The sequence below is a fragment of the Salinicola halophyticus genome (assembly GCF_003206695.1).
In the GTDB taxonomy this organism is placed as follows: domain Bacteria; phylum Pseudomonadota; class Gammaproteobacteria; order Pseudomonadales; family Halomonadaceae; genus Salinicola; species Salinicola halophyticus.
The window spans coordinates 84,973-108,414 of the sequence record NZ_PZJN01000002.1; the positions used below are offsets into that span (position 1 = coordinate 84,973).

General features: G+C 64.2%; 21 protein-coding genes and 3 tRNA genes. 15 read left to right on the top strand and 9 right to left on the bottom strand.

Annotated elements, in window-relative coordinates:
* Positions 1–12: 12 nt before the first annotated feature.
* The 7 genes from DOM58_RS01960 to DOM58_RS01990 all read right to left on the bottom strand — a co-directional run bounded on the left by DOM58_RS01960 (position 13) and on the right by DOM58_RS01990 (position 9,145).
* Complete coding sequence (locus tag DOM58_RS01960) at positions 13–918, bottom strand: NAD(P)-dependent oxidoreductase (protein WP_110691570.1); 906 nt, start codon at positions 916–918, stop codon at positions 13–15.
* Between the two features lie 51 nt (positions 919–969).
* Positions 970–3,309 (bottom strand): 4-hydroxythreonine-4-phosphate dehydrogenase PdxA, encoded by a 2,340-nt coding sequence (pdxA, locus tag DOM58_RS01965; protein WP_110691571.1) that lies wholly within the window; start codon positions 3,307–3,309, stop codon positions 970–972.
* A gap of 260 nt (positions 3,310–3,569) precedes the next feature.
* On the bottom strand, positions 3,570–4,922 hold the full coding sequence (gene larC, locus DOM58_RS01970) for a nickel pincer cofactor biosynthesis protein LarC (protein WP_110691572.1): 1,353 nt from the start codon (positions 4,920–4,922) through the stop codon (positions 3,570–3,572).
* Positions 4,919–5,692 carry a nickel pincer cofactor biosynthesis protein LarB gene (gene larB, locus DOM58_RS01975; protein WP_110691573.1) on the bottom strand — a complete coding sequence of 258 codons (774 nt, stop codon included), beginning with the start codon at positions 5,690–5,692 and terminating at the stop codon, positions 4,919–4,921. Before larB ends, larC begins: the two co-directional genes overlap by 4 nt.
* A gap of 22 nt (positions 5,693–5,714) precedes the next feature.
* The gene (gene larE, locus DOM58_RS01980; protein ID WP_223162119.1) at positions 5,715–6,623 is read right to left on the bottom strand and encodes an ATP-dependent sacrificial sulfur transferase LarE; all 909 of its coding nucleotides are present in this window, start codon (positions 6,621–6,623) and stop codon (positions 5,715–5,717) included.
* Positions 6,624–6,675: 52 nt separating this feature from the next.
* The gene (gene larA / locus DOM58_RS01985) at positions 6,676–7,938 is read right to left on the bottom strand and encodes a nickel-dependent lactate racemase (protein WP_110691574.1); all 1,263 of its coding nucleotides are present in this window, start codon (positions 7,936–7,938) and stop codon (positions 6,676–6,678) included.
* An 82-nt stretch (positions 7,939–8,020) separates the two neighbouring features.
* Positions 8,021–9,145 (bottom strand): 2-keto-3-deoxygluconate permease, encoded by a 1,125-nt coding sequence (locus tag DOM58_RS01990; RefSeq protein ID WP_075562243.1) that lies wholly within the window; start codon positions 9,143–9,145, stop codon positions 8,021–8,023.
* 226 nt (positions 9,146–9,371) lie between these two features.
* Between DOM58_RS01990 and DOM58_RS01995 the strand changes: the two genes are divergently transcribed.
* The 13 genes from DOM58_RS01995 to DOM58_RS02055 all read left to right on the top strand — a co-directional run bounded on the left by DOM58_RS01995 (position 9,372) and on the right by DOM58_RS02055 (position 19,497).
* A complete protein-coding gene (locus DOM58_RS01995) occupies positions 9,372–11,315 on the top strand; it encodes a DEAD/DEAH box helicase (RefSeq protein WP_110691603.1) in 1,944 nt (647 codons plus the stop codon).
* Positions 11,316–11,418: 103 nt separating this feature from the next.
* A complete protein-coding gene (gene pqqA / locus DOM58_RS17850; protein ID WP_075569317.1) occupies positions 11,419–11,496 on the top strand; it encodes a pyrroloquinoline quinone precursor peptide PqqA in 78 nt (25 codons plus the stop codon).
* The gene (gene pqqB / locus DOM58_RS02005) at positions 11,493–12,428 is read left to right on the top strand and encodes a pyrroloquinoline quinone biosynthesis protein PqqB (protein WP_245392109.1); all 936 of its coding nucleotides are present in this window, start codon (positions 11,493–11,495) and stop codon (positions 12,426–12,428) included. Before pqqA ends, pqqB begins: the two co-directional genes overlap by 4 nt.
* Positions 12,422–13,249 (top strand): pyrroloquinoline-quinone synthase PqqC, encoded by an 828-nt coding sequence (gene pqqC / locus DOM58_RS02010; RefSeq protein WP_245392110.1) that lies wholly within the window; start codon positions 12,422–12,424, stop codon positions 13,247–13,249. The genes pqqB and pqqC overlap by 7 nt, the downstream gene beginning before the upstream one ends.
* Positions 13,246–13,566, top strand: a complete 321-nt coding sequence (gene pqqD / locus DOM58_RS02015) for a pyrroloquinoline quinone biosynthesis peptide chaperone PqqD (RefSeq protein WP_110691575.1) — start codon at positions 13,246–13,248, stop codon at positions 13,564–13,566. Before pqqC ends, pqqD begins: the two co-directional genes overlap by 4 nt.
* Entirely contained in the window at positions 13,563–14,687 is a 1,125-nt protein-coding gene (gene pqqE / locus DOM58_RS02020) for a pyrroloquinoline quinone biosynthesis protein PqqE (protein ID WP_110691576.1), read from the top strand. The genes pqqD and pqqE overlap by 4 nt, the downstream gene beginning before the upstream one ends.
* A 113-nt stretch (positions 14,688–14,800) precedes the next feature.
* Positions 14,801–15,802, top strand: coding sequence for a segregation and condensation protein A (locus DOM58_RS02025; RefSeq protein WP_110691577.1), 1,002 nt, complete (start codon positions 14,801–14,803; stop codon positions 15,800–15,802).
* Positions 15,799–16,785: an SMC-Scp complex subunit ScpB gene (gene scpB / locus DOM58_RS02030; protein WP_110691578.1), complete on the top strand. Its 987-nt coding sequence runs from the start codon at positions 15,799–15,801 to the stop codon at positions 16,783–16,785. Before DOM58_RS02025 ends, scpB begins: the two co-directional genes overlap by 4 nt.
* Positions 16,786–16,865: 80 nt before the next feature.
* Positions 16,866–17,732, top strand: coding sequence for a 23S rRNA pseudouridine(2605) synthase RluB (rluB, locus tag DOM58_RS02035; protein WP_110691579.1), 867 nt, complete (start codon positions 16,866–16,868; stop codon positions 17,730–17,732).
* 87 nt (positions 17,733–17,819) lie between these two features.
* Positions 17,820–17,895, top strand: a tRNA-Lys gene (locus DOM58_RS02040).
* 52 nt (positions 17,896–17,947) lie between these two features.
* Positions 17,948–18,023 (top strand) — tRNA-Lys (locus DOM58_RS02045).
* A 59-nt stretch (positions 18,024–18,082) separates the two neighbouring features.
* Positions 18,083–18,158: transfer RNA gene (locus DOM58_RS02050), tRNA-Lys, on the top strand.
* 88 nt (positions 18,159–18,246) lie between these two features.
* Complete coding sequence (locus tag DOM58_RS02055; protein ID WP_110691580.1) at positions 18,247–19,497, top strand: serine hydrolase domain-containing protein; 1,251 nt, start codon at positions 18,247–18,249, stop codon at positions 19,495–19,497.
* A 69-nt stretch (positions 19,498–19,566) separates the two neighbouring features.
* On the opposite strand, the gene DOM58_RS02060 is transcribed toward DOM58_RS02055, so the two are convergent.
* Positions 19,567–21,030: a M48 family metalloprotease gene (locus DOM58_RS02060; RefSeq protein ID WP_110691581.1), complete on the bottom strand. Its 1,464-nt coding sequence runs from the start codon at positions 21,028–21,030 to the stop codon at positions 19,567–19,569.
* A 337-nt stretch (positions 21,031–21,367) separates the two neighbouring features.
* Between DOM58_RS02060 and DOM58_RS02065 the strand changes: the two genes are divergently transcribed.
* Together DOM58_RS02065 and DOM58_RS02070 are read left to right on the top strand one after the other, a co-directional pair.
* A complete protein-coding gene (locus DOM58_RS02065; RefSeq protein ID WP_110691582.1) occupies positions 21,368–21,619 on the top strand; it encodes a sulfurtransferase TusA family protein in 252 nt (83 codons plus the stop codon).
* Positions 21,616–22,701: an AI-2E family transporter gene (locus DOM58_RS02070; protein WP_110691583.1), complete on the top strand. Its 1,086-nt coding sequence runs from the start codon at positions 21,616–21,618 to the stop codon at positions 22,699–22,701. Before DOM58_RS02065 ends, DOM58_RS02070 begins: the two co-directional genes overlap by 4 nt.
* 14 nt (positions 22,702–22,715) lie before the next feature.
* Here DOM58_RS02070 and DOM58_RS02075 read toward each other — a convergent pair whose 3' ends face one another.
* Positions 22,716–23,189, bottom strand: coding sequence for a peroxiredoxin (locus DOM58_RS02075; protein ID WP_110691584.1), 474 nt, complete (start codon positions 23,187–23,189; stop codon positions 22,716–22,718).
* Positions 23,190–23,442 lie beyond the last annotated feature (253 nt).

A 23,442-nucleotide genomic window follows, 5' to 3' on the forward strand; every position in this document is an offset into this window, starting at 1 on the left:
GGCCGACCGATCTCATTTTCCGAGTGACGTATGGTAACGCGCCGCCACGATATCGGAGAGCTCGGGCACGTATTTTTCGCCGTCGCCCTGGGATTCAGCGCTGGCGTAGAGATCGCGAACGGCCTTGGCGACACCGGCATCGACGTTCATCGCCTCGGCCAGCGACGCGAGGTAGCGGGTGTCCTTGTGAGCGTTGGCCAGGGTGAAACGATGGGCATTGCGATCGCGCTCGAGCACGTACTGAAAGAAGGTCTGATAGAAGCCGCTGTCCATGCGCGAGCCGCGAATGACGCTGTCGAAAGTCTGCGGCGTGATGCCGGCCTTGGCGCCGATGGTCAACGCTTCGGCGAAGATCGCCCCGTAGCCCATGGCGAGGAAGTTGTTGAGCAGCTTCATGGTATGGCCGGCGCCGACCGGGCCCACATGCATGATCCTGGCAGCCCAGGTCTCCATCACCGGGCGCACGCGCTCGAGAGTGGCGTCGTCGGCACCCACGATCGCCTGCAGTTCACCGGTCTCGGCCTGGGCCGGCGTACCGCCCAGCGGCGCGTCGATCAGCGTGATCCCGTCCTCGCTCAGCGAGGCGGCCAGTTCGCGGGTCAGCGTGGGTTCGGAGGTCGAGCAGTCGACGATCACCAGGCCTTCGCGGCCGGCGTTTCTGGCCCCGGCCCGGATCCCTTCATCGCCGTCGATCAGCGCCTTGACCTGCGGCGCGCCGGTCACGCAGAGAAAGACGATATCGCACTCGGCTCCCAGCGCTGCGGCATTGCTGGCCTCTTCGGCGCCCCGGGCAACCAGATCGTCGATGGGTTGGCGGTTGCGATGGGCCAGTACCTTGAGCGGATGGCCCGCCTTTAGAATGTTGGCGGCCATACCGGCCCCCATGAATCCCAGTCCTGCAAAACCGATGGTGGGCATCTCTCTCTCCTCAGCGGTGACAGTCATGAATGCGATGAAGGGTGTCAGCGATCATGCCGATCGAGCGGTCTGGCGGCTGGCCAGCTCGACCGCCTGGCGCAGCGCCTCGATCAGACTGCGATCGTCGGCGATGCCTTTGCCGGCAATATCGAAGGCGGTACCGTGGTCGACCGAGGTGCGCACCACCGGCAGACCGACGGTGACGTTGACGCCCGCTTCGAGCCCCATCACCTTGACCGGGCCGTGGCCCTGGTCGTGATACATCGCCACCACGCAGTCGAAATCGCCACGACCGGCACGGAAGAACAGCGTATCGGCGGGCAGCGGCCCCTCGACGTTCCAGCCCCGCTGGCGGAGCGCCTCGATCGCCGGCACGATCTTCTCCTCCTCCTCACCATAGCCGAACAATCCGTTCTCGCCGGCATGAGGGTTGATGCCGCAAACGGCGATGCGGGGATCGGTCTGCCCGGCGCGGGCCAGCGTTTCGTGGGCGCGCTCGATGGTACGGGTGACCAGTCCCGGCTCGATCCGGGCGATGGCGTCGATGATGCCCATATGGGTGGTGACGTGGATCACCTTCATCTTGGGTGTCACCAGCATCATCGAGACTTCCTCGGTGCCAGTGAGATGCGCCAGCAGTTCGGTGTGGCCCGGGAACAGGTGGCCGCCGGCATGCAGCGCTTCCTTGTTGAGCGGTGCGGTACAGATCGCATCGAGCTCGCCAGCTTCGATCAGTTCCACGGTCTTGGCGATGTACTGATAGGCGGCATCGCCGGCGATCGGCGAGACCTTGCCCCAGGGCAGATCGGCGGGAATCAGGCCGAGGTCGATGCACTCGAGCGTGCCGCGCTCGAATCGCGCCTGGGCGGGCGCGTCGACGACATGCAGCTCGAGGGGCGAACCGACGATCTCCATTGCCTGACGCAGGCGACCGGCGTCGCCGATGACCAGCGGCCGGCAGGTGTCGTGGACGGCGTCCTGGGCGAGCGCCTTGACGATGATTTCCGGGCCGACGCCGGCGGCGTCTCCCATGGTGATACCGATGATGGGGCGATCGCTCATGTTCGTATCCTCTGCTGAGTCTTGAAAGTGGGTGACGGATTCACTGTGGGTGGCGACTGTCCCGTGGGTAGCGGATCCCGCGTCGTGCCAGACCCGCTGGAAGGCTTCGGCATCGCCGAAGCCGCCGGCCTTGGTGATCACCTCCAGGGGCCGCTCGCCATGGCGGGTCACCAGCCGGGCCATGCCGGTATCGGGGGCGTCGATCAGCGTCAACCGGGTGATATCCGCGGCCATCAATATGGCCCGTGCGGTGGCGCCCCCCGTGGCGATCAGCCGATCGACCGCGGCCAGATGCGGGGCGAGCATCACGCCGAGTTCGGCGCTGAGACGCGGTCCATCCGCGGCGTTGCGATCCTCGTTCTGGGCCAGACGAACCATGACGTCGTTGCCCGTCTGCAGCGTCTCCCCGATACGGTGAGAGAGACGCTGGGGGATCGACGCCAGCGCGGGCGACGACGAGGTCTCTTCCGTCTCGCCGAACAGCTCGGCCGGGGTGATCTCCACGACTGCGAGGTCGGGGTTGGCGGCCACCAGCGCGTCGGCCTGAACGTGCGAGATACCGCTCATGCTGCCGATCACGATCAACGTCGGGCGTCGACGCGGGGCGCGGGCGGAAGGGGTCTCGGCCGTCGAAGCGGTAAGACCCAGCGCATCCGGCAGCACCAGGCCCAGCCCGGCCGAACCGACCCAGAACACGCCGTCGAGCGTCGCGGATAGCGCTGCCAGCCGACGCAGGTCGGCATCCGTCAGGGCGTCGCAGATCACGGCCTCGACACCTTCCTGCTGATACTGCCGCAGCATGTTCGAGACCACCGAATCCGTTTCATAGAGCGTTGCCAGGTCGAGGTGACGCGTGGTCAGCGCCGCGCCTTCCAGCATCTCGACCAGATCGGCGCGGCCGCGGATGCCTTCGTTGGTCCAGACCTCGGTCTCCTCGACCGGGCGTTCGTGTAGCCACTGGCGGCCGGCCCGGGTGGTGCGTCCGGTGGCCGGGTAAGCCGGGGCGACGATAGCCATGCCGGCGCTTGGCACCAGACTCGCGATCTCGGCGGCGACATTGCCGCGCAGGGTCGAATCGATCTTCTTGAACAGATAGCGATAGCGCCCCTGCCACTGATTCAGGCAGTCGCGATGCCGCTCTACCGCCTGCTGTGGGGAGCAGGCTCGCGAGTCGAGATCGATGGCGACGGCATTGGCGCTGGCACTGACCCTTCCCGAAGCGGAGAGCATGACTTGCGTCGAGAGCCCTTGTCGGGTGCAGCCAATCGCCGAATCGGCGGTGCCGGTCAGATCGTCGGCCAGAATGAGCAGGGATGTCTGATCGGCCATCGAGGGCGGATCGGACGGGTACGAAGCAGGCGCTATCGTCATGGTTATGATTGAACCGATTAAATATTTCCGTATAAATTGATCGATTCGATCATAAATGGCAAGTCGACGAAGGTGGAACACGACCCGCCATGAGCCTGAACACGCGTGGTCACCAACCGGAAAACGAGGCCAAATTCAGTTCCACTGACTCAGACAGTGACTCGGTCAGTGAGTCAGAAAGTGTTTGGGCTGTTGATTCGGCCCGCGATTCGTCCAGGTCAGGGGTTCAGCGCCGGACTGCCAGAATCGCCACGCAGGGCATAGGCTTCCAGCACGCGGGCATGGACATCGGCGAGAGGGTGGTCGTTCTCGAGGGCAAGGCGATGGATATCATCATATTCCGGTGCCACCCGAATATCGCGGCCGTCGAGGCTGCCGATCTTGACCCTGACCTCGCCCCACTCGGTTTCGACGACTTCGATTCGGCGATCCAGAATTCGCCGGCTGGATTCATGACGGCGCACGCCGAAGGTCGAGGTGTGCAGGAGCAAGAGCCGCTCCTGGGCGCCCGCCCGCGGCCACGGTGCCAATACCGTGATCAACGTTCCGGGGCGAGATTTCTTCATCGTGACCGGGGTGTAGAACACATCGAGGGCCCCGGCTTCCAGCAGCAAGCCCATCAGGTGGCCCAGTTGCTCGCCGGTGACATCGTCGAGCTGGCACTCCAGGACGGCGATCGACTCTCGCGGTTCGTCGTCGTGGGCGGTCGTGGACGATCTCTCGGCCTCGAACAGAACGCTGCGCAGCACGTTGGGATGGGCCGAGTCGCGATTGCCGGCGCCGTAGCCGATCCGCAGCGGTCTCCCGGCCGGCAATCCGCCGAAGCGCTCGACCAGCACGCCGAGAAACGCGGCGCCAGTGGGCGTGGTCAGTTCGCCCGGCGCATCGAAATCCGACAGCGGCACCCCCTTGAGCAGCTCCAGAGTGGCCGGCGCGGGAATCGGAAAGCGGCCATGAGCGATATCGATGATGCCGTGTCCCACCGGCACCGGCGAGGCGCTGATCCGATCGATATCGAGCAGCTCGAGCGCCAGGCAGACGCCGAGGATGTCGATGATCGAGTCCATCGCCCCCACTTCATGCAGGTGGACCTCACCGGGATCGATGCCGTGGATTCGCCCCTCGGCCTCGGCGATCGCGGTGAAGAGTGCCGTCGCCCGATGTCTGGCCCGGTTCGGGAGGTCGGCGGCCGCGATCATCGTCAGAATATCGCCGGCACGGTGATGACCATGGACGTGCTCGTGCTCGTGCTCGTGCTCGTCGTGATCGTGATCGTGATCGTGATCGTGGTCGTGATTGTGGTCGGCGTCGTGATGATCGCGATGGGAATGATCGTCGTGATGAGAGCCGTGAACATGTCCATGCGGATCGGCGATGTCGAGATCGATTGTCAGCAGGCGGGCCCGAATCCCGCAGCGATCTACCGGCCGGGTGCCGAGTTCGAAAGGGTCGATCGGCAGCCGACGTAACGCGGTGGCGATCTGGTCCAGATCCGCACCCAGATCCACCAGCGCAGCCAGCAGCATGTCGCCGGCGATGCCGAAGGTGCAGTCGATATGAAGCGTCTTCATGAGCTACGTGGCCCTGTTGAGGCGGATTCGGCGGGTTCCTCGGCGGCGGCTGGCGAACTCTCGAAGCTGGCGGGTCGCGGATCGGGGCCTCGCTCGAGCAGCGACAGAATGCTGGCCGCCTGCCAGGCGGCGCCGAAGCCGTTGTCGATATTGACCACGCTCATGCCGGTGGCGCACGCCGACAGCATGCCGAGCAGGGCGGTGACGCCCTGCAGGCTGGCGCCGTAACCCACCGAGGTGGGTACCGCGATCACCGGATTGCGCACCAGCCCGGTGATCACGCTGGGTAGCGCGCCTTCCATGCCGGCAATCACGATCAGCACGTCCGCCCGGGTCAGGGCTTCACGATGCGCCAGCAGGCGATCGATGCCGGCGACGCCGACGTCGTTGAGCCGGGCGACGTCGGCGCCCAGCCACTCGAGGGTACCCGCGGCTTCCTCGGCCACGGGCAGGTCCGAGGTGCCGGCGCAGATCACTGCCACGGTGCCGGGGAGACGCTTCGGCGAGGCACCCCACGAAAGCAGCCGGCTGATCGGATCGTAGTGGCCGTGGGGATGATCCTGAAGCACGCGTTCGGCGCGCTCGGCATCGAGTCGGGTGACCAGCGCCCGCTGGTGACGATCGATCAGGCGGGCGACGATGGCGCTGATCTGATCGGCCTGCTTGCCCTCGCCGAACACGACTTCGGGGACGCCGTTGCGAGCTTCGCGATCGTGATCGACGCGGGCGAATCCCAGGTCGGAAATGGGGCGGTCAGGGCGTTCGGTCATGCCATATCCTGTCGAGCCGAATTCAAGGCAGCAGCCGATTCATGCTGCCGCTGCGGTAGCCGGCCAGATCCAGCGTCACCCAGGCGTATCCCAGCGCCGTGAGTTCCGCGACCAGCCGGTCGTGATGTTCGAGCACCGTCGCCATGTCCTGGGGTTCGACTTCGATCCGCGCCAGTTCGCCATGATGGCGCACGCGGAGCTGGCCGATGTTCAGGGCTCTGACGCGGCGCTCGGCTTCGGCGATCCGCTCGAGCTTCTCCAGCGTGATGCGCTCGCCGTAGGCGACCCGCGATGACAGACACGCCAGCGAGGGCTTGTTCCAGGTCGGCAGCCCCATGGCCTGGGAGAGTTCACGAATCTCGGCCTTGTACAGGCCGGCTTCATGCAGCGGACCGCGGACGCCATACTCGCGGGCGGCCTGGGTGCCCGGGCGATGCTCGCCGTCGTCGTCGGCGATCAGACCGAAGACGATATTATGGAATCCGGCGTCGACCATGATCGGCGCCAGGTGGGTGAACAGGCCGGATTTGCAGTAGTAGCAGCGATTGGCGTCGTTCTCGGCGTAACCGGGAATGGCGATCTCCGAGGTCTCGATGACGCGGTGCGGCGCCTCCAGACGCCGGGCCAGTTCGCGGGCGGCATCGAGTTCCTCGAACGGATAGGATTCTGAATCGGCGGTGACCGCCAGCACGCGTTCCCGGCCCAGCGTCTCCAGCGCGATGGCCAGCAGGAAGGTGCTGTCGACGCCACCGGAGAACGCCACCACGACATCGCCCATCTCGCGAAGCACGTGACGCAGGCGTTCCAGCTTGGCCTCGAGTTCGGCGCCCTGGGCCACGTCGGCGGTCAGCGACACGCTGTGCGAGCGAGACGGCGCCGCTGCTTCCACGCTCAAGGCATCGATTCGTTCGGTTCGAGCCATCGAAGTCATGGGTTCTCTCCCGTCGTGTGTTCGTCGATCGGCGGCTCAGTCATCGACGTGCTCAGTCATCGACATAAGGCACGGTCAACGGGCCCAGCGGCATCACGGCGATGGTCATCTCGTCGCCATAGCGTGCCTTCAACGACTGCAGCGCCTCGGCGATGTCGTGCACCGGCTGCATCAGTGCGGCGCGCGCCTGGGTGTCGCTAAGCGTCGAGTAGAGCATCACATCGGCCCAGCTCTGGATGACCGCCTGCTTCTGCACCTGCCACTGATCGAGCATGGCGAATTCGGGATCCTCGATCATCTCGAGCAGCGCCTGTGGCGAATCGGCCATGGCCAGGATCTCGGCGAATTTGCCGTGATCGGGAATGCCGTCCGAGCACTCGCAGGCCATCAGGATCGTGCCGCCGCGCTTGACGATCTTGTGCGCCGCGCTCATGCCCTTGACCGCCTGATAGAGATTCTGGTCGAGCGGATAGCCGGAATTGCCGGTCATCACCACGTCGAAGCGCCGATCGGCTTTCACCATCGCGTGCTCGAGCTCATGTTCGCAACCCTGACGGTGCGCCTCGGTCAGGTCGCCGGCAAACACCCGGGTAATCGCCTTGTCGCGATTGAGGGTGACGTTGAGCATGAAGTGCGGCGGGCATAGCGCGTTGATCTCGCGGGTCATCGCCTGCAGCGGATTGTCGGCCATGTTGCCCCAGGTCGAACGCGGATCGCCGATCATGCGGGCATTGTGGAACGTCATGATCGTCTCGAGCCCGGCGATACCCGGCATCACGCCCTTGGGCCCGCCGGAGAAACCGGCGAAGAAGTGCGGTTCGATGAAACCGGTCACGATACGAAAGTCGGCTTCGACCCAGCGCCGGTTGAGCCACGAGGGGCAGCCGAAGCTGTTGTCGCCGACGTTGACCAGTTCGTCGTAGTTGTCGCAGTGGTTGTTGACGATCTCGATGTGATCCACCACCCAGTCGCCCAGCATGCCGCGGAGCTCTTCGACCGTCTGGTCGCGGTGGGTGCCGGTGCCGTTGATGATGACGAAATTCTCGTGCGGCACGTGATCGAGCGTTTCGATCAGCAGCGGTACCAGCAGATGATTGGGCGTCGGGCGGGTGATGTCGCTGATCACGATGGCGACGCGATCGCTGGCCTTGACCATCTCCTTGAGCGGCGGGGTACCGATCGGCGAAGAGAGTGCTTCGCGAACGCCGGCTTCGGGATTCTCCATCCCATGCTGCGTCGTCGGTTCGACGACGAAAGTGTCGTCCGGCAGGTCGAGTGCCAGCTCACCCTTGCCGTAGAGCAGAGAGATTTTCATGAAGGCTCCAGGATGGCGGCGCTTGCGCGCCGCCGGATGATGTCATTCGTCTCAGCATGCCACGATACGGCAGCGGCGTCGCTCAACCGTCGCGGGCGACACCGAGATCCTCGTCGACACGGGATTGCGGCTCGTCCTCGAGGGTGCCTTCGATGCCGCGTCTCTTCTGCCAGCGATCGACCAGCATCACGGCGATCGGCCCCAGAATGGCGGTCGTCAGCGTGGCGATCGATATCTGCGACGTCGCGATGTTGACCAGGTCGTGATAACTCTGCGCTTCGGCCGCGCTCATCATCCCCGAATTGGCGGCAACGGCTGCCGCGGCAGCGATGGCAGCCGGCGTGCCGGCGGCGTTGCCCGCTGTGGTCGCTTCGGAAACCGGCGCGATGACGCTGGGTTCGCGGAACAGCCGGAAGACCAGAATGCCGACGCCGCCGGTGAGTACGGTAGTCATGACGCCCAGCAGCAGACCTGCACCCACCACCTCGGGATTGAAGAACGCCGCCAGGTTCATGTTCGCGCCCAGCGCAAAGGCGAAGAACGGCACCGGCAGAATTTCGCCGGGCTTGAGGAAGGCGCGAATATCGCGGTCGATATTGCCCAGCAGCATGCCCAGCGCGATCGGCAGCAGCACCGCAATGAAAGCGATCACCGGGAACTGGGAACCCAGCAGGCCCAGCGACATGAGCGTGAAGAACGGACCATCGTTGAGCGACAGGATCGCCACCGCGCCGGTATCGGAGCGGTTGCCGTACTGGCTGGTGAGTGCCGCGTACATGCCGCCGTTGCCGTTGGTCATGGCGGCGATGATCGCTACCGTCGAAAGACCCAGCAGGCCATCGATCGGGTCGAACATCAGCCCCAGCCCCACGCCCACCGCCAGACCGGTCAGGTATTTGGCGGTGACCAGCAGGGCGCCTTTCTTGAGCGCCTTGCCGCCCACGCGCAGGTTCATCTGGCTACCGGAGCAGAACAGGAACAGCGCGATCAGCACCAGCGCCCCGTCCTTGAACAGCTCCTGGGAGAAGCCACCGATGCGCAGGAATTCGTACTGGCCGCTATCGGTCTGCCCGGCACCCAGCCACTGCAGAATGGCGGTGATCCAGGAAAGATGGAGCTGATCGATGGTGTTGAGCGCGGCACCGAAAATGAGGGGGACCACCATCAGGCCCCCGGGGACCTTCTGGATCGTGGCGAGCAGTTTCATGGAGTTGGCTCCCGTGCGCCATGCGTGGCGAGTGGTTCACTAGCGGTTAGTGATCGAAACGATTGCTAATTTGATCGAATCGATCATTTTTCACAATTCCACTAAAGGCGTAGATGAAGGAATTCCTCTAGTTTCCCTCTAACCTCACCCTGATGATGCGGCTGGCTGTCGGAATGACGCTCCCCGGGCGTTTCTTCGGTCGCGCGATCTGAGTAACATGCCGGCCATGCTCAAATCCTCCTCGGACAGCGCTGTCCCCCGGCTTCGCCCCTATCAGATCCAGGCCGTCGACAATGTCATCGCTCACTTCCGGGGCAGTGACGATCCGGCCGTGGTGGTGTTGCCGACGGGAAGCGGTAAATCGCTGGTCATCGCGGAGCTGGCGCGGCGGGCCCGTGGCCGGGTGCTGGTGCTGGCCCACGTGCGCGAGCTGGTCGAGCAGAATCACGCCAAGTATCTTGCCTACGGGCTCGAAGCGGATATCTTCAGCGCCGGCCTGGGCCGCAAGGAGAGCGGGCGCCAGGTGGTGTTCGGTTCGGTGCAGTCGGTGGTCAACGGTCTGGATGATTTCGCCACCGGCGAGTTCACACTGCTGGTGATCGACGAGTGCCATCGTCTCTCTCTCGCCCGCGATAGCGGGGACGAGCGCCAGGCGGCAGCGTCGGGAAAAGCTGGCCAGCGGGCCGTCTCCACCTACGAGAAGGTGATCGCGCGGCTTCGCGAGGTGCGGCCCAACCTCAAGGTGTTGGGGCTGACGGCAACGCCGTATCGGCTTGGCGAGGGCTTTCTTTATCACCGCCACTACCACGGCATGGTGAAAGGGCCGGAGAACACGTTCTTTCGCGACTGCGTATTCGAGCAGCCGCTGCGCGTGATGGTGCGTCAGGGGTATCTCGCCGAACCCAGGCGCATCGACGGCGCCATGGCCTTCTACGACTTCTCGCGCCTGACCCCACAGCGAAACGGCCAGTTTGCCGAGCGCGATCTCAGCGGCGTGGTTCAGGGCAATCGTGCCACGCCGCAGATCATTCATGACGTGATCCAGCGTGCCCACGATCGTCAGGGCGTGATGATCTTCGCGGCCACCGTGGCGCACGCCGAAGAGGTGCGGGAGCTGCTGCCCGCGACCGAGAGTGCGCTGATTACCGGAGCGACGCCGGGCCCGGAGCGAGAGCGACTGATCGCGGCGTTCAAGGCCCGCGAGCTCAAGTATCTGGTCAACGTGGCGGTATTGACGACCGGTTTCGACGCGCCACACGTGGACGTGATCGCCATTCTGCGCCCGACCGAATCCGTGGGGCTCTATCAGCAGATCGTCGGGCGCGGATTGCGGCTCTCGCCGGGCAAGACCGATTGCCTGATTCTCGACTACGCCGGCAACCCGTGGGAGCTCTATGCGCCGGAGATCGCCCAGACGCGTCCGGACGGCGAAAGCGAGCCGGTGCAGGTCGAGTGCCCCGAATGCGGCTTCGCCAACACCTTCTGGGGCAAGCGTGACGGCGACTTCGTGATCGAGCATCACGGTCGACGCTGTCAGGGGCTTCTTTTCACACGCGGCCAAAGCCCCGCGCTCTCTACACGCGCCCAAGACTGCGCCCAAAGCGGAAGGTCAAACCCGGGGAAGGAGGTCGATGCTGGCGCGGGGTCGGGCGCCGTGGAGAGTCGACATCAATGCACGTTCCGTTTTCGTTTCAAGGTGTGCGAGCAGTGCGGCGGCGAGAACGATATCGCCGCACGCTCCTGCGGCCACTGCGGTGAACGGCTGGTGGATCCCGACGACAAGCTGCGCGATGCGCTCAAGCTGCGTCATGCCAGGGTCCTGCGGGTCAGTGGCATGCAACTGGCGGCGACCACCAACGGCCGCGGCGTGCCGAGGCTCAAGGTGACCTACCACGACGAGGATGGCGAGACGCTGGACGAGTGGTTCGGGCTGGAAACACCGGCCCAGCAGCATGTGTTCGAGCGGGTCTTCCTGCGCCACCATCTGCGCGCGCCGGCCAGCGGCTGGCGGCCACGTTCCGCCCAGGAAGCCGTCGAGGGCGCCGCTCGCCTGCGGGCACCGGATTTCGTCATCGGTCGAAAAAGTGGTCGTCATTGGCGAGTCGACGACAAGCTGTTCGACTATATCGGCCGCTATCGCAAGGCCGATGGCGCCGGCATCGACGATTAAAAGTTTACTTGCTAAGTAAATTCTTGGGATAAACCGCGACGATTGGCTAATATGGAGAAGCGCTCATCCGAGCGTGATCGACAATCGACCTCAGGAGCTCCCCATGAGCTGGACGACCCCGGAAGTGAAGGAAATCTGCGTCGGTATGGAAATCAACGACTACATGCCCGCTGAATTTTGAGCCATCAGCAAGACACGCGCGGCGGTGCTGCTCTGCAGCTGCGCGTACTCGGGGCGGCCGCCGGTGGCGGCTCGCCTCAGTGGAATTGCCGCTGCGACGTGTGCCGTCTGGTCTGGGAAGGCGATCAGCGCGTGACGCCGCGAACCCAATCCTCGATTGCCGTCAGCGTTGACGGTCAGAACTGGGCGCTGATCAACTGCGCACCCGATATCCTCAAACAGATTCAACAGACGCCGGCACTGCATCCGCGCGAGGGCCGACGGCATACGCCGATCGCCAGCGTGCTGCTGACCAATGCCGACGTCGATCATATCGGCGGGCTGCTCAATCTCCGCGAAAGCTCGCCGTTTCGGCTGCTGGCGACGCCGATGATCCAGGACGTGCTGCGTGGCAGCCCGATCTTCGATGTGCTGAACCCCGATTACGTCAGCCGCGAATCGATCGCCCTGGATCAACCCTTCACGCTGCTCGACGGCCTGCAGGCTCGGCTGTTTGCGGTGCCGGGCAAGACCGCACTCTTTCTGGAGGGCGATCAGGTCGAGATTGGTGTCGAAGGCGAGAGCACGGTTGGCGTCGAACTGATCAGCGGCGATAGGCGCGCCTACTATATCCCCGGCTGCGCCGCGATGACGCCGACACTCGCGGCGCGTCTCGACGGTGCCGATCTGCTGCTGTTCGACGGCACCCTGTGGCGCGACGATGAAATGGTGCGCGCGGGCGTCGGTCACAAGACCGGAAACCGCATGGGCCATATGTCGATGTCCGGCGCCGAGGGCAGTATCGCAGCGCTGGCGGAACTCTCGCTGGGCAAGCGCGTCTTCATCCATATCAACAACACCAATCCGGTGTTGATCGCGGATTCCTCCGAGCGTCAGGCGGCCGAGCGCGCCGGCTGGGAGATCGCCCATGACGGCATGGAGCTCTCTTGCTGAATTTCGAAAACCATCCTGACCTCGTCGAGCCGTTGAGCATGGAGGCGTTGGAAGCCCGGCTGCGCGAGGTCGGCGAGACCCGCTACCATCATCGTCATCCGTTCCAGTTGATGCTCCAGAACGGTGAGCTCGACAAGCGTCAGGTCCAGGCCTGGGCGCTCAACCGCTACTACTATCAGGCGATGATCCCGATCAAGGACGCCTCGCTGATGGCGAGGCTCGACGATCCCGATCTGCGCCGAACCTGGCGTTCGCGGCTGGTCGATCATGACGGCGAAGCCGTGGGCGAGGGCGGGATCGAGCGCTGGCTCAAGCTGACCGACGGCCTGGATTTACCCCGTGAACTGGTCGTTTCGACCCGCGGCATCCTGCCGGCGACGCGTTTTGCCGTCGAAGCCTACACTCACTTCGTGCGCGATCGGACGCTACTCGAGGCGATCGCCTCGTCGCTGACCGAGCTGTTCTCGCCCATGGTGATCGGCCAGCGCGTGCGCGGCATGCTCGAACACTACGATTTTGTCTCCCGCGAGACGCTCGCCTACTTCGAGCCGCGGCTGACCCAGGCGCCGCGGGATGCCGAGATGGCGCTCGACTACGTCAAGCGCCACGCCAAGCGCGCCGACCAGCAGCAAGCGGTGATCGACGCGCTTCGCTTCAAGTGCAGCGTGCTGTGGGCGATGCTCGATGCGCTGCAGCACGCCTATGTCGGTTCCGGCTCGAATCCAGCGGGCCAGGTGCCGCCGGGCGCCTGGGGCAGTGGCGTCGAAGGGCAGGAGATCGATGGTGACGGCCTGGGTGGCCGAGGGAGAATTGCCCGATGAGTGCCGACACCCCTATCAACGACGACGCTGGCGGCGTGCCGACGCTCCAAGAGCACGACGTGGTCAAGATTCCGCGCGGCGTGCGGCTGCGCGAGGACAAGGCCCGCGGCGGCTGGGTGCTGCTGGCGCCGGAACGGGTGTTCCAGCTCGATCCCATCGCTCAGCAGGTGCTCACCCGCGTCGATGGCGAGCGTGACATCGCCGCCATCGTCGACGATCTGGCTGAAACCTTCGCGGCGCCCCGCGAGCGCATACTCGTCGACGTGGGGGCGATGCTCGCCGATCTGATCACCAAGAACGTCTTGGAAGTGACATGAATACCCAGCCGGAAGCGCGACAGTCGCCCTCGATGCAGCCACCCCCCATCGGCATGCTGGCGGAATTGACCCACCGCTGCCCGCTGCAGTGCCCGTATTGCTCCAACCCGGTCGAACTTACCCGCAAGCGCGAAGAGCTCGATACCGAGACCTGGCAGCGGGTCTTTGCCGAGGCGGCCGAGCTCGGCGTACTGCAGGTTCATCTTTCCGGTGGCGAGCCGGCACTGCGCCAGGATCTCGAAGCGCTGGTGGCGAGCTGCGCCGAACATGGCCTCTACTCGAACCTGATCACCGCCGGCGTCAACATCAGCCGGGCGCGTCTCGAAGCGTTGGCGGATGCCGGGCTCGATCACGTGCAGCTCTCGGTGCAGGGTGCGACCGCGGAGGTCAACGACCATATCGCCAACCTGCCCGGCGCCTTCGACAAGAAGCTCGCCTTCGCTGCCGAGGTGACCGACGTCGGGCTGCCGTTGACGCTCAACAGCGTGATCCATCGTGCCAACCTGCATCAGATCCCTGACCTGGTCGAACTGGCGCTGGAACTCGGCGCGCGGCGTCTCGAGATCGCTCACGCGCAGTATTACGGCTGGGCGCTTCAGAACCGTGGTGCGCTGATGCCGCCGCGGGAGCAGGTGATGGAGGCGCTCGATCTGGTGGAGGCGGCCCGCGAGCGCCTCAAGGGCAAGTTGGTGATCGACGCCGTGGTGCCGGATTACTACGCGCGGCTGCCCAAGCCGTGCATGAACGGCTGGGGCCGCCAGTCGCTCAACGTCACGCCCACGGGCAAGGTCTTGCCGTGCCACGCCGCCGAGACCATTCCCGGACTCGAGTTCTTGAACGTGGGCGAGCACGCCCTGGGCGATATCTGGCAGCACAGCCCCGCGTTCAACGCCTATCGCGGTACTGACTGGATGCCGGACGCCTGCCAGAGCTGCGATCGGCGCGAGATCGACTGGGGCGGCTGCCGCTGCCAGGCCTTGATGCTGACCGGCGACGCCGCCCAGATGGATCCAGTCTGCGAGTTTTCGCCCTATCACGACGAAATCCAGACGCTGGCGGTCATCGATTCGAGCCGAGAAGACGAATTTACCTATCGCCGATTTGCGCGCCAGCCTGCCTGAGAGCCAACGATGGCGGCGAGACCTCCGCCGGCCGGCCGATGTCGTGTCGATAGGCCAGCGTCGCCTGCCTTGTTAGACTGCTGTCACTATTCAGCAGTGATCCGGGAGGCGGCGTGAGCGTTATCGAATCCGAACGACCCGATGCCGCCGAGGCGTCGCCTGCCGGGCAGCTGCCGCTGGAGTTCGTGGCCCGGGTCAATGGCGAAGGGCTGACCGAGCTGCCGCAGGATCTCTACATTCCGCCGGAAGCGCTCAAGGTCTTTCTCGAGACCTTCGAGGGCCCGCTCGATCTGCTGCTCTATCTGATCCGGCGCCAGAATCTCGATATTCTGGCCATCAACGTCGCCGCCATCACCCACCAGTACGTCGAGTACGTGGACCTGATGCAGGCGATGGAGATCGATCTCGCCGGCGAGTATCTGGTGATGGCCGCGATGCTCGCCGAGATCAAATCGCGTTCTCTACTGCCGCGGCCGCCCAAGGGTGATGACGAGGACGACGAGGAAGATCCGCGAGCTCAGCTGATTCGCCGGCTGCAGGAGTACGAGCAGCTCAAGCTGTCTGCCGAGGAACTCGATACCCTGCCGCGCATGGGACGCGACTGGCACCCGGCGCAGGCGGCACTGCCCGAGCTCGAGCGCCGCGTGATTCACCCGGACGTGTCGCTGAACGATCTGCTGGGCGCGCTCGGCGGCATGCTCAAACGGGCCGATCTGCGTCAATCTCATCGGATCAGTCGTGAAGTGCTCTCGACCCGCGAGCGGATGCTCTCGATCATGGCCAAGCTGAACGCCGATCGTTTCACGCCGTTCGAGGCGCTGTTCGAGCTTTCCGAGGGGCGCGCCGGGGTCATCGTGACCTTCATGGCGATTCTCGAATTAGCGCGTGAGTCGATGATCGAAATCGTGCAGAATGCGCCGCTCTCGCCGATCCACCTGCGTGCCCGGCTGGCGCTGGAAGAGGGTGTCGCGAGTGACGAGGGCGATGGCATATTCGAGGGCGATGACGAGTTAGAAGACAAGGCTGAACTGGCATTCGAGACCGCCGATGCTGCTCCAAAGAGCGGTATCGTTGGGCCCGACATTCCCGACAGTGAAGGCGAGACCAAGGCATGAACCGCCTGACCGACTCCTACGTTTCTTCAGTCGTGACGCCGGCGCTGGACGAAATTCTCGAAGCGGTGCTGCTGGCCGCGGGTGAGCCGGTCTCGTTGGAGCGGCTCGAGGCGTTGTTCGATGAAGGCTTGCTCGACTCCGGGCAGCCACCGTCCCGCGCCGCGCTTCGCGAGTCGCTGCACAAGCTGTCCGAGCGATTGGCGGCCGGCGGTGCGCTGGAGCTCGGCGAGTCGGCCTCGGGTTATCAGTTGCGGATTCGTCAGCGCTACTCGCCCTGGGTGTCGCGGCTGTGGGATGAAAAGCCTCAACGATACTCCCGGGCGCTGCTCGAGACGCTGGCGCTGATTGCCTATCGTCAGCCGGTCACCCGCGGCGATATCGAGGAGGTGCGCGGCGTGGCCGTCAGCAGCTCGATCATGCGGACCTTGGTCGATCGCGGCTGGATTCGCGTCGTGGGTCATCGCGACGTGCCGGGGCGACCGGCGGTCTATGCCACCACCCGGTCGTTTCTCGACGATCTGGGATTGAGTACGCTGGAGTCGTTGCCTCCGATGCACGAACTCAAGCCGCTCGAGAAGTTCGAAACGGGCATGCATGAGCCGTTTGCGGATGTGCCTGATATCGATGTGCCTGATATCGATGTGCCAGATGTCGACGTGTCTGGTGTCGATGCACCCGATGTCGACGTACCTGATGTCGACGTACCTGATGTCGATACGGCCGGCGAGACGCCATCGCTCGACGCAGAAGACGCCACGGAAGCGGTGCTGGAACCAGAAGATACCGATTTATCGGCAGCGTCGGGTGAAGGTGACACAGATGAGCCCGACAATGACGAACACGCCGAGATGGCGTCCCCCGGCGAGTCGCTGAGTTTTGCCGAGCTCGAAGTGCGACTGGCCGAACGTGCCCGGAAGCGTCAGGCCGAAGAGGCGGAGTCGAACTCCTCCCCAGCGGAGGACAATTCGGACACGGACACCTGAGGATCGCCACTACCGACCATGCTGCCTGACGGGCAGGCGGTCACCGGCGACTCCTCGAGCCGATGAGGCAACGAAATATCATGACCGAGATCAACACCGAAAAACTGCAGAAAGTGCTGGCCCGGGCCGGCTATGGCTCGCGCCGCGAGATGGAAACGGCGATCAGCGCCGGCCGTGTCAAGGTCAACAGCCAGGTCGCCAAGCTGGGCGATCGGGTGGGGGCGCGCGATCGTGTCGCGCTCGACGACCGCTTGATCAGCCTGCGTGCCGTGGAAGAAGTCCCGCGCCGCGTGATCATGTACAACAAGCCGGAAGGCGAGCTGTGCACGCGCAAGGATCCGGAAGGGCGGCGGACCGTGTTCGAACGCCTGCCGCGGCTGAAGGGCGAGCGCTGGATCGCGATCGGTCGCCTGGACATCAATACCAGCGGCCTGCTGCTGTTCACCACCGATGGCGAGCTGGCCAACCGGCTGATGCACCCCTCGCACCAGATCGAACGCGAATACGCGGTCCGCGTAATGGGTGAGGTCAAGCGGGAGCACGTGGTCAATATGGTCGAAGGGGTGATGCTCGAAGACGGCCCGGCGCGTTTTTCCGACGTGCAGGAGTTCGGCGGCGAAGGCATCAACAGCTGGTTCCACGTGGTGATCATGGAAGGGCGCAATCGAGAAGTGCGTCGTCTGTGGGAATCCCAGGGCCTCACCGTCAGCCGCCTGAAACGTGTTCGTTATGGCAACATCTTCCTCGACAAGCGGGCCAAGGCCGGCGAGTGGACCGAGATGACCCAGGACGAGATCGACGAGCTGTCGACGATGGCCGGGCTCGAGCCGCGCAAGGTACCGGAACTGACGCCGGACGAGAAAAATCGCTGGAGCCGCGACAAAAACAAGCGGCGCCCGGTGACGGCAATGAAGAAACCGCGCCATCCGCGGCGTGAAGACTCCTGATTCCCGCGTCGTGACCAGCGCCTCGGGGCGGGAAAAAATACTTGCCTGCTCCGAGGGTTATGAGTAATATGTGCGCCCAGTCGGGAAGGGTCGTTAGCTCAGTTGGTAGAGCAGTTGGCTTTTAACCAATTGGTCGTAGGTTCGAATCCTACACGACCCACCACTTTCCGACGGGTCGATGCTTTTATGGCAAGCGCCATTGATCAGAAGCGCATGGGTCGTTAGCTCAGTTGGTAGAGCAGTTGGCTTTTAACCAATTGGTCGTAGGTTCGAATCCTACACGACCCACCATCGATCTCTTCCTCGCCTTCATGGCACCGATTCGGCACTCCCCGCCGGTCGTACGTTTTGGGTCGTTAGCTCAGTTGGTAGAGCAGTTGGCTTTTAACCAATTGGTCGTAGGTTCGAATCCTACACGACCCACCATCTCGTTTTTTCCTGTCATTGCCGCCAAACCGATGCGCGTTTCCGTACGCCTGTGTTACTGATTGAGGATTCCCTCAGGAGACCTCTCATGGCGTCCCGCTCATTCCGGCCAGATTGTTCCAGTCCATCACGCCCATCTCGATCCGAACCGCCCCGGTCGGCCACTGATTACCGTCATGCCAACGAACCTGTCGGCAGCGTCGAGCAGATCTACGGGGGCCAGCTGGTCCCGGATCTGGCGGTCAGCACTTTCCGCAATATCGATCGACTGTTTCCTTCCCGGGTCATTGCGGCCGGAGGGCGCCCACGCCCGCTGCCGCCAATCTCGCAGAACCTCGAGGGTTGGGTGGCCACGGTGAACGGTGAGCCTTACGACCTTTACGACTACCTCGCGTTGAACAATGTCACCGGGCTTCTGGTCCTGCACCGGGGCAACGTCCTTTATGAGACCTATCAGCGGGGCAATGCGCCGGATACGCGCTGGATGTCGATGTCGGTCGCCAAGTCCGTCTGCTCGACGCTGGCCGGGATGGCGATTCGGGACGGACTGATCCCCGAGGGGTTGGGGGCTCGGGTGGTCGACTACGTGCCGCTGTTGAAGGGAAGTGCCTACGATGGCGTGAGCCTGCGCGATCTGCTGATGATGGCCTCGGGAGTTGCCTGGAACGAGACCTATACCGATCCCGAGTCCGATCGACGCTCGCTGCTCAGGGCGCAGGTTGCCCAGGCGCCGGGCGGGGCGATGGCCGTGATGGCGGCGCTGCCTCGGGCTGCCGAACCGGGCCGGGTTCACAATTACAGTACCGGGGAAACCCAGATTCTCGCCGAACTCGTCCACGCAGCCGTCAATCGACCCTTGGCCGACTATCTGTCGGAAAAGCTCTGGCAGCCGTACGGTATGGAAAGCGACGCCACCTGGTGGCTGGAATCCGCCGGCGGCATCGAGGTCGGTGGAAGCGGTATTGGCGCCACATTGAGAGACTACGCCCGTTTCGGCCAGTTCATGCTCGAGGGCGGGAAGGTCGACGGCGAGCCGCTGCTGCCCGACGGATGGATGGCCGAGGCCACGCGGCCCACCACGCTCGCCGATGGCGAACTTGTGGACTACGGCTTCATGTGGTGGACGGCATGGACGCCGCCCTCGCGAAAGGATCGCGCCTACGCGGCAAGAGGTATCCACGGCCAGCTCGTCTACATCAACCCGGCTCATGACATCGTGATCGCTCAGAACGCCGCTGCCCCCAAGCCGAAAGGCAGGATAGTGATCGATCCGATGGCGTTCTTCGATGCCCTTGTCGCGCACCTGGATCGCCGGCCCGGGGCGGCCAGTTCGAGTTGATGTAGCGGTTTCCGCCTTTCAGGCGGGGCGGTCGAGCGGCGGGACGGGCGCTTGCCCTGGGCTGACGAATCAGAAGTTCCGCATGGTCTCGCGATACCCCAGAAAATCCTTGCGCCGCTGCTCGATGCGGCTGGCCATGGCGTAGTCGCCGCTCTGCTTGGCGACCTTCTCGGCGGAGTCGATCTGACGGATGGCGGTGTCGATGTTGCCTTGAAGCTGGAGCTGCTCGGCGCGCGCCAGCTGGCCCCAGGCATCCCGACCGCTGCGCCCGGCGGCTTCGGACAGCAGGCCGAACACGTCGGGGTCCTCCGGGTACTGCTCGCTCATGTCGCGTAGTACGTCGAAAGCCTGCGACGGAGAGGTCTGGACCAACGTCTGAGCCTGGACCCATTGCGCCGGGTAGTAGCCGGGAGAAATTCGCAGAATGCGTTGCGCCCGGGTCAGCGCCTCCTCTCGGCGGTCGGCGTCGTAGGCAATCTGGGCGGCAGTCGCCGGAATCATCGACAGGTCAGGATACTGCTTCGCCAGCGTGTCGAGCGTCGCCAGCGCCGCGTCCGTGCGCGACTGTCGCGCATCGGTCAGCGCCTGGAGATAGCTGACGGCGGCGGCCGGCGGGTCGTCCTGCTTCAGTACCGTCATGGCCTGAGTCGGGTTGCCCTGGTTGAGCATCAGCAGCGCCCGGCCCCGGATCATGGCGTAGGTCGGGTCGTCATGGTGGGGCGGCGAGGTCAGCTGATCGGCTCGGGCCTGGGTGTCGCTGATGCGCGATTCGGTCACCGGGTGGGTCAGCAGGAACTCCGGCGGATTGCCGCCCTGAAGAGAGGCGAGCTTCTGCAGCGTCCGGAACATTTCCGGCATCGCCTGCGGGTCGTATCCGGCCTTGGCCATGGCGCTGAGACCGACGCGATCGGCTTCCTGCTCGAAGCGCCGGGAGTAGGCCAGCTGATCCTGAATGAACGCGGCCTGAGTGCCCATCATGGCGGCGATTCCGGCACCGCCGCCGCCGCCCGCCGCGAAGATCATCCCCGCCAGCATCGCCGCCATGGTCGGCAGTTGCGTCTCCTCCACCCGGGCCATGCGTCGTGCATAGTGACGCTGAGCCAGGTGGCCCAGCTCGTGGGCCAGTACCGAGGCGAATTCATCCTCGTTGGGCGCGGTGGTGAACAGGCCGGCATTGACCCCGACAACGCCGCCGGGCACGGCAAACGCATTCAACAGGCGGCTGTCGACCAGCGTGACCACGAGTCGTTCGTCGACGCCGCTGTAGGGCACCAGCTTGGCCAGCATCGAACGTACATAGGTCTGGGTGATCGGATCATGCCAAGGGTCGGTCTGGGCGCGGAACTGGCGAAGCCAGGCCCGGCCCAGGCGATATTCGTCATTGGTGGTGACGGCGACGCTGGTACTGCCGAGATCCGGAAGCTGATAGCCTTGTTCGGCCTGCGCAACCGGAGGCGCGCCGGCCAGGGTTGCGGAGAGCAGCGAGACGGCCAACAATTGCCGTTTGAATGATGTCAGTCGGTGGTTGGTCATGCTGACGGTGTCGGTCCTCATTCGGGCAGAAGCTCAGGTCAGGCAGAAGCTCAAGTGTGACCAAAAAATAAGCGCGGGCAAATCAGCGCCACCCCGGGAGACGATACAGGCAAAAGCCTCGCTGCGGACAAAGACTCTACAAGGGCCGCCATTCGAGGCGGGCGAAAGCCACGCTGACCGCCAGCGGTCTGGGTTATCATGCCTTCGACCGCGGCCAGGCACAGAGGTTGCCTGGACGTTTTCCCAAAGTCAGCGAGCGATGCAGCCGGCCCGGTGGCAGGCTAACCAACTTTCGATTCATCTATCAATTCATTGCCCATCAACTCCGGGATTCGTCATGTCTCAAGCGCCCGATTGCCGACTGGATGCCTCCGGTTTGCGCTGTCCACTTCCATTGCTCAAGGCCAAACAGACGCTAGCCGGCATGCAGGCCGGGCAACTGCTCGAGGTGATCGCCACCGACGCGGGTTCGTGGCGCGATTTCGAAAGCTTCGTCGAGCATAGTCGGCATACGCTGATCGGGCGTGAGGCGGCGGAGGGCGTGTATCGCTACTGGTTACGCAAGGCCGAGGGAGAAGCGCTGGCATGAGTTTGAAAGGCATTCTGCGTCACTGGTTCGAGCGTTACCTTTCCGACGAGGAAGCCATCGTCCTGCTGGCGCTGTTGATCGGCGGTTTTGCCGTCGTCATCTGGCTAGGCGGCGCCCTGGCACCGTTTTTCACGGCACTGGTCGTCGCTTTCCTGCTGCAGGGCGTGGTGTCCTGGCTGGAACGTAGAGGGTTGCCGCGCCTGCTGGCCGTCGGGCTGGTCTTCCTGCTGTTCGTGGGGGCACTGCTGGCGCTGGCATTGATCGTCATGCCGCTGGTCTGGAATCAGCTGGTCGAGCTGGTTCAAGAAGCCCCTCGCATGTTCGCCAGCAGCCAGCTCTGGCTGGGCGAGATGCAGGAGAAATATCCCACCATCGTGACCCCGGATCAGATCCAGGGCTGGATCGCCACGGCGGGCCAGCAGGCCTCCCAGCTCGGTCAGCGCGCGCTGACCTTCTCGCTGGCGTCGCTGGGCAATCTGATGGCGGTCATCATCTATCTGGTACTGGTGCCGATCCTGGTCTTCTTCATGCTCAAGGATCGCGAGCGGCTGGTCGATTTTCTGCTCTCGATGCTGCCGGGCAAGCGCACGCTGATGACCCGCATCTGGGAAGAGATGGATGATCAGATCGCCAACTACGTCCGCGGCAAGACCATCGAAATCATCATCGTCGGCAGCGTGGCGTTCATCGTCTTCTGGGGCTTCGGTCTGCCTTACGCGGCGCTGCTGGGTCTGATGGTGGGGCTGTCGGTGCTGGTGCCTTACATCGGCGCGGCGGTGGCCACGCTGCCGGTCGCCGCGGTGGCGGGATTCCACTTCGGGGTTGGCGACCAGTTCCTGTACGTGCTGGTCGCTTACGCCATCCTGCAGGCGCTGGACGGCAACGTGCTGGTACCGATCCTGTTTTCGGAAGCGGTCAACCTGCATCCGGTGTCGATCATCCTGGCGGTGCTTTTCTTCGGGGGACTCTGGGGCTTCTGGGGCGTGTTCTTCGCGATCCCCCTGGCAACGCTGATCAAGGCGCTGGTACAGGCCTGGCCACGAGGTGAATCGGGCCAGAGCCTGCTGATGGAAGATCGCTGAGGCGAGGCGAGCGTCTACTCGGCGTTGAGTTCGCGCGCCGCTTCGAGCACTTCGTCGACGTGGCCGGGGACCTTGACGCCGCGCCACTCACGGGCCAGTTTGCCGTCGGCGTCGATCAGGAAGGTGCTGCGTTCGACGCCCAGATGCTCCTTGCCGTACAACTTCTTGAGCTTGATCACGTCGAACTGGCGGCAGATGGCCTCGTCACGATCCGAGAGCAACTCGAACGGAAAGCCCTGCTTGGCCTTGAAGTTCTCGTGGGACTTGAGGCCGTCCCGCGAGACCCCGAAGACGACCGTGTTGGCATTTTCGAACTCGCTGATCCGGTCGCGAAAATCGCCGCCCTCGGTGGTGCAGCCGGGGGTGCTGTCCTTGGGATAGAAGTAGATCACGACCTGCTTGCCGCGATAGTCGCCGAGCCGGAACGGGGTGTCGCCGGTGGCTTCGGCGGAGAAGTCGTCGACGGGCTGTCCAACGCTGAGTGTCATGGGTTGCTCCGAAACCGGGAAGTGAATGGCGAACGATAGCCGATCCTGGCGGTCAATGCCTGGTCATCGTTGCCGTGGCGTCGTGATCGGCCGCAGGCCAATCTGGCCGGTAGCCGGCTTGGCGGCTGTACACGCCGGGGCTGCCTGAGTACCATCTGGGGGTTGCAGGATCGGGCCTGGGCAGGCGCCACGAGCGTTGCATGAGGCGCGCCATGAGCCGGACACGGGCGATTCGTCTGGCCGGTGTTCGATT

What these genes read in the sequence shown, in the direction of transcription:
- scpB (WP_110691578.1), top strand. Translation starts at nt 15,799, where the DNA reads ATGAACCGCCTGACCGACTCCTACGTTTCTTCAGTCGTGACGCCGGCG.
- DOM58_RS02075 (WP_110691584.1), bottom strand. Translation starts at nt 23,189, where the DNA reads ATGACACTCAGCGTTGGACAGCCCGTCGACGACTTCTCCGCCGAAGCC.
- DOM58_RS01990 (WP_075562243.1), bottom strand. Translation starts at nt 9,145, where the DNA reads ATGAAACTGCTCGCCACGATCCAGAAGGTCCCCGGGGGCCTGATGGTG.
- pdxA (WP_110691571.1), bottom strand. Translation starts at nt 3,309, where the DNA reads ATGGCCGATCAGACATCCCTGCTCATTCTGGCCGACGATCTGACCGGC.
- pqqA (WP_075569317.1), top strand. Translation starts at nt 11,419, where the DNA reads ATGAGCTGGACGACCCCGGAAGTGAAGGAAATCTGCGTCGGTATGGAA.
- larC (WP_110691572.1), bottom strand. Translation starts at nt 4,922, where the DNA reads ATGAAGACGCTTCATATCGACTGCACCTTCGGCATCGCCGGCGACATG.
- rluB (WP_110691579.1), top strand. Translation starts at nt 16,866, where the DNA reads ATGACCGAGATCAACACCGAAAAACTGCAGAAAGTGCTGGCCCGGGCC.
- DOM58_RS01960 (WP_110691570.1), bottom strand. Translation starts at nt 918, where the DNA reads ATGCCCACCATCGGTTTTGCAGGACTGGGATTCATGGGGGCCGGTATG.
- pqqD (WP_110691575.1), top strand. Translation starts at nt 13,246, where the DNA reads ATGAGTGCCGACACCCCTATCAACGACGACGCTGGCGGCGTGCCGACG.
- larA (WP_110691574.1), bottom strand. Translation starts at nt 7,938, where the DNA reads ATGAAAATCTCTCTGCTCTACGGCAAGGGTGAGCTGGCACTCGACCTG.
- larB (WP_110691573.1), bottom strand. Translation starts at nt 5,692, where the DNA reads ATGACCGAACGCCCTGACCGCCCCATTTCCGACCTGGGATTCGCCCGC.
- larE (WP_223162119.1), bottom strand. Translation starts at nt 6,623, where the DNA reads ATGACTTCGATGGCTCGAACCGAACGAATCGATGCCTTGAGCGTGGAA.
- DOM58_RS01995 (WP_110691603.1), top strand. Translation starts at nt 9,372, where the DNA reads ATGCTCAAATCCTCCTCGGACAGCGCTGTCCCCCGGCTTCGCCCCTAT.
- DOM58_RS02060 (WP_110691581.1), bottom strand. Translation starts at nt 21,030, where the DNA reads ATGACCAACCACCGACTGACATCATTCAAACGGCAATTGTTGGCCGTC.
- DOM58_RS02065 (WP_110691582.1), top strand. Translation starts at nt 21,368, where the DNA reads ATGTCTCAAGCGCCCGATTGCCGACTGGATGCCTCCGGTTTGCGCTGT.
- DOM58_RS02070 (WP_110691583.1), top strand. Translation starts at nt 21,616, where the DNA reads ATGAGTTTGAAAGGCATTCTGCGTCACTGGTTCGAGCGTTACCTTTCC.
- DOM58_RS02055 (WP_110691580.1), top strand. Translation starts at nt 18,247, where the DNA reads ATGGCGTCCCGCTCATTCCGGCCAGATTGTTCCAGTCCATCACGCCCA.
- pqqE (WP_110691576.1), top strand. Translation starts at nt 13,563, where the DNA reads ATGAATACCCAGCCGGAAGCGCGACAGTCGCCCTCGATGCAGCCACCC.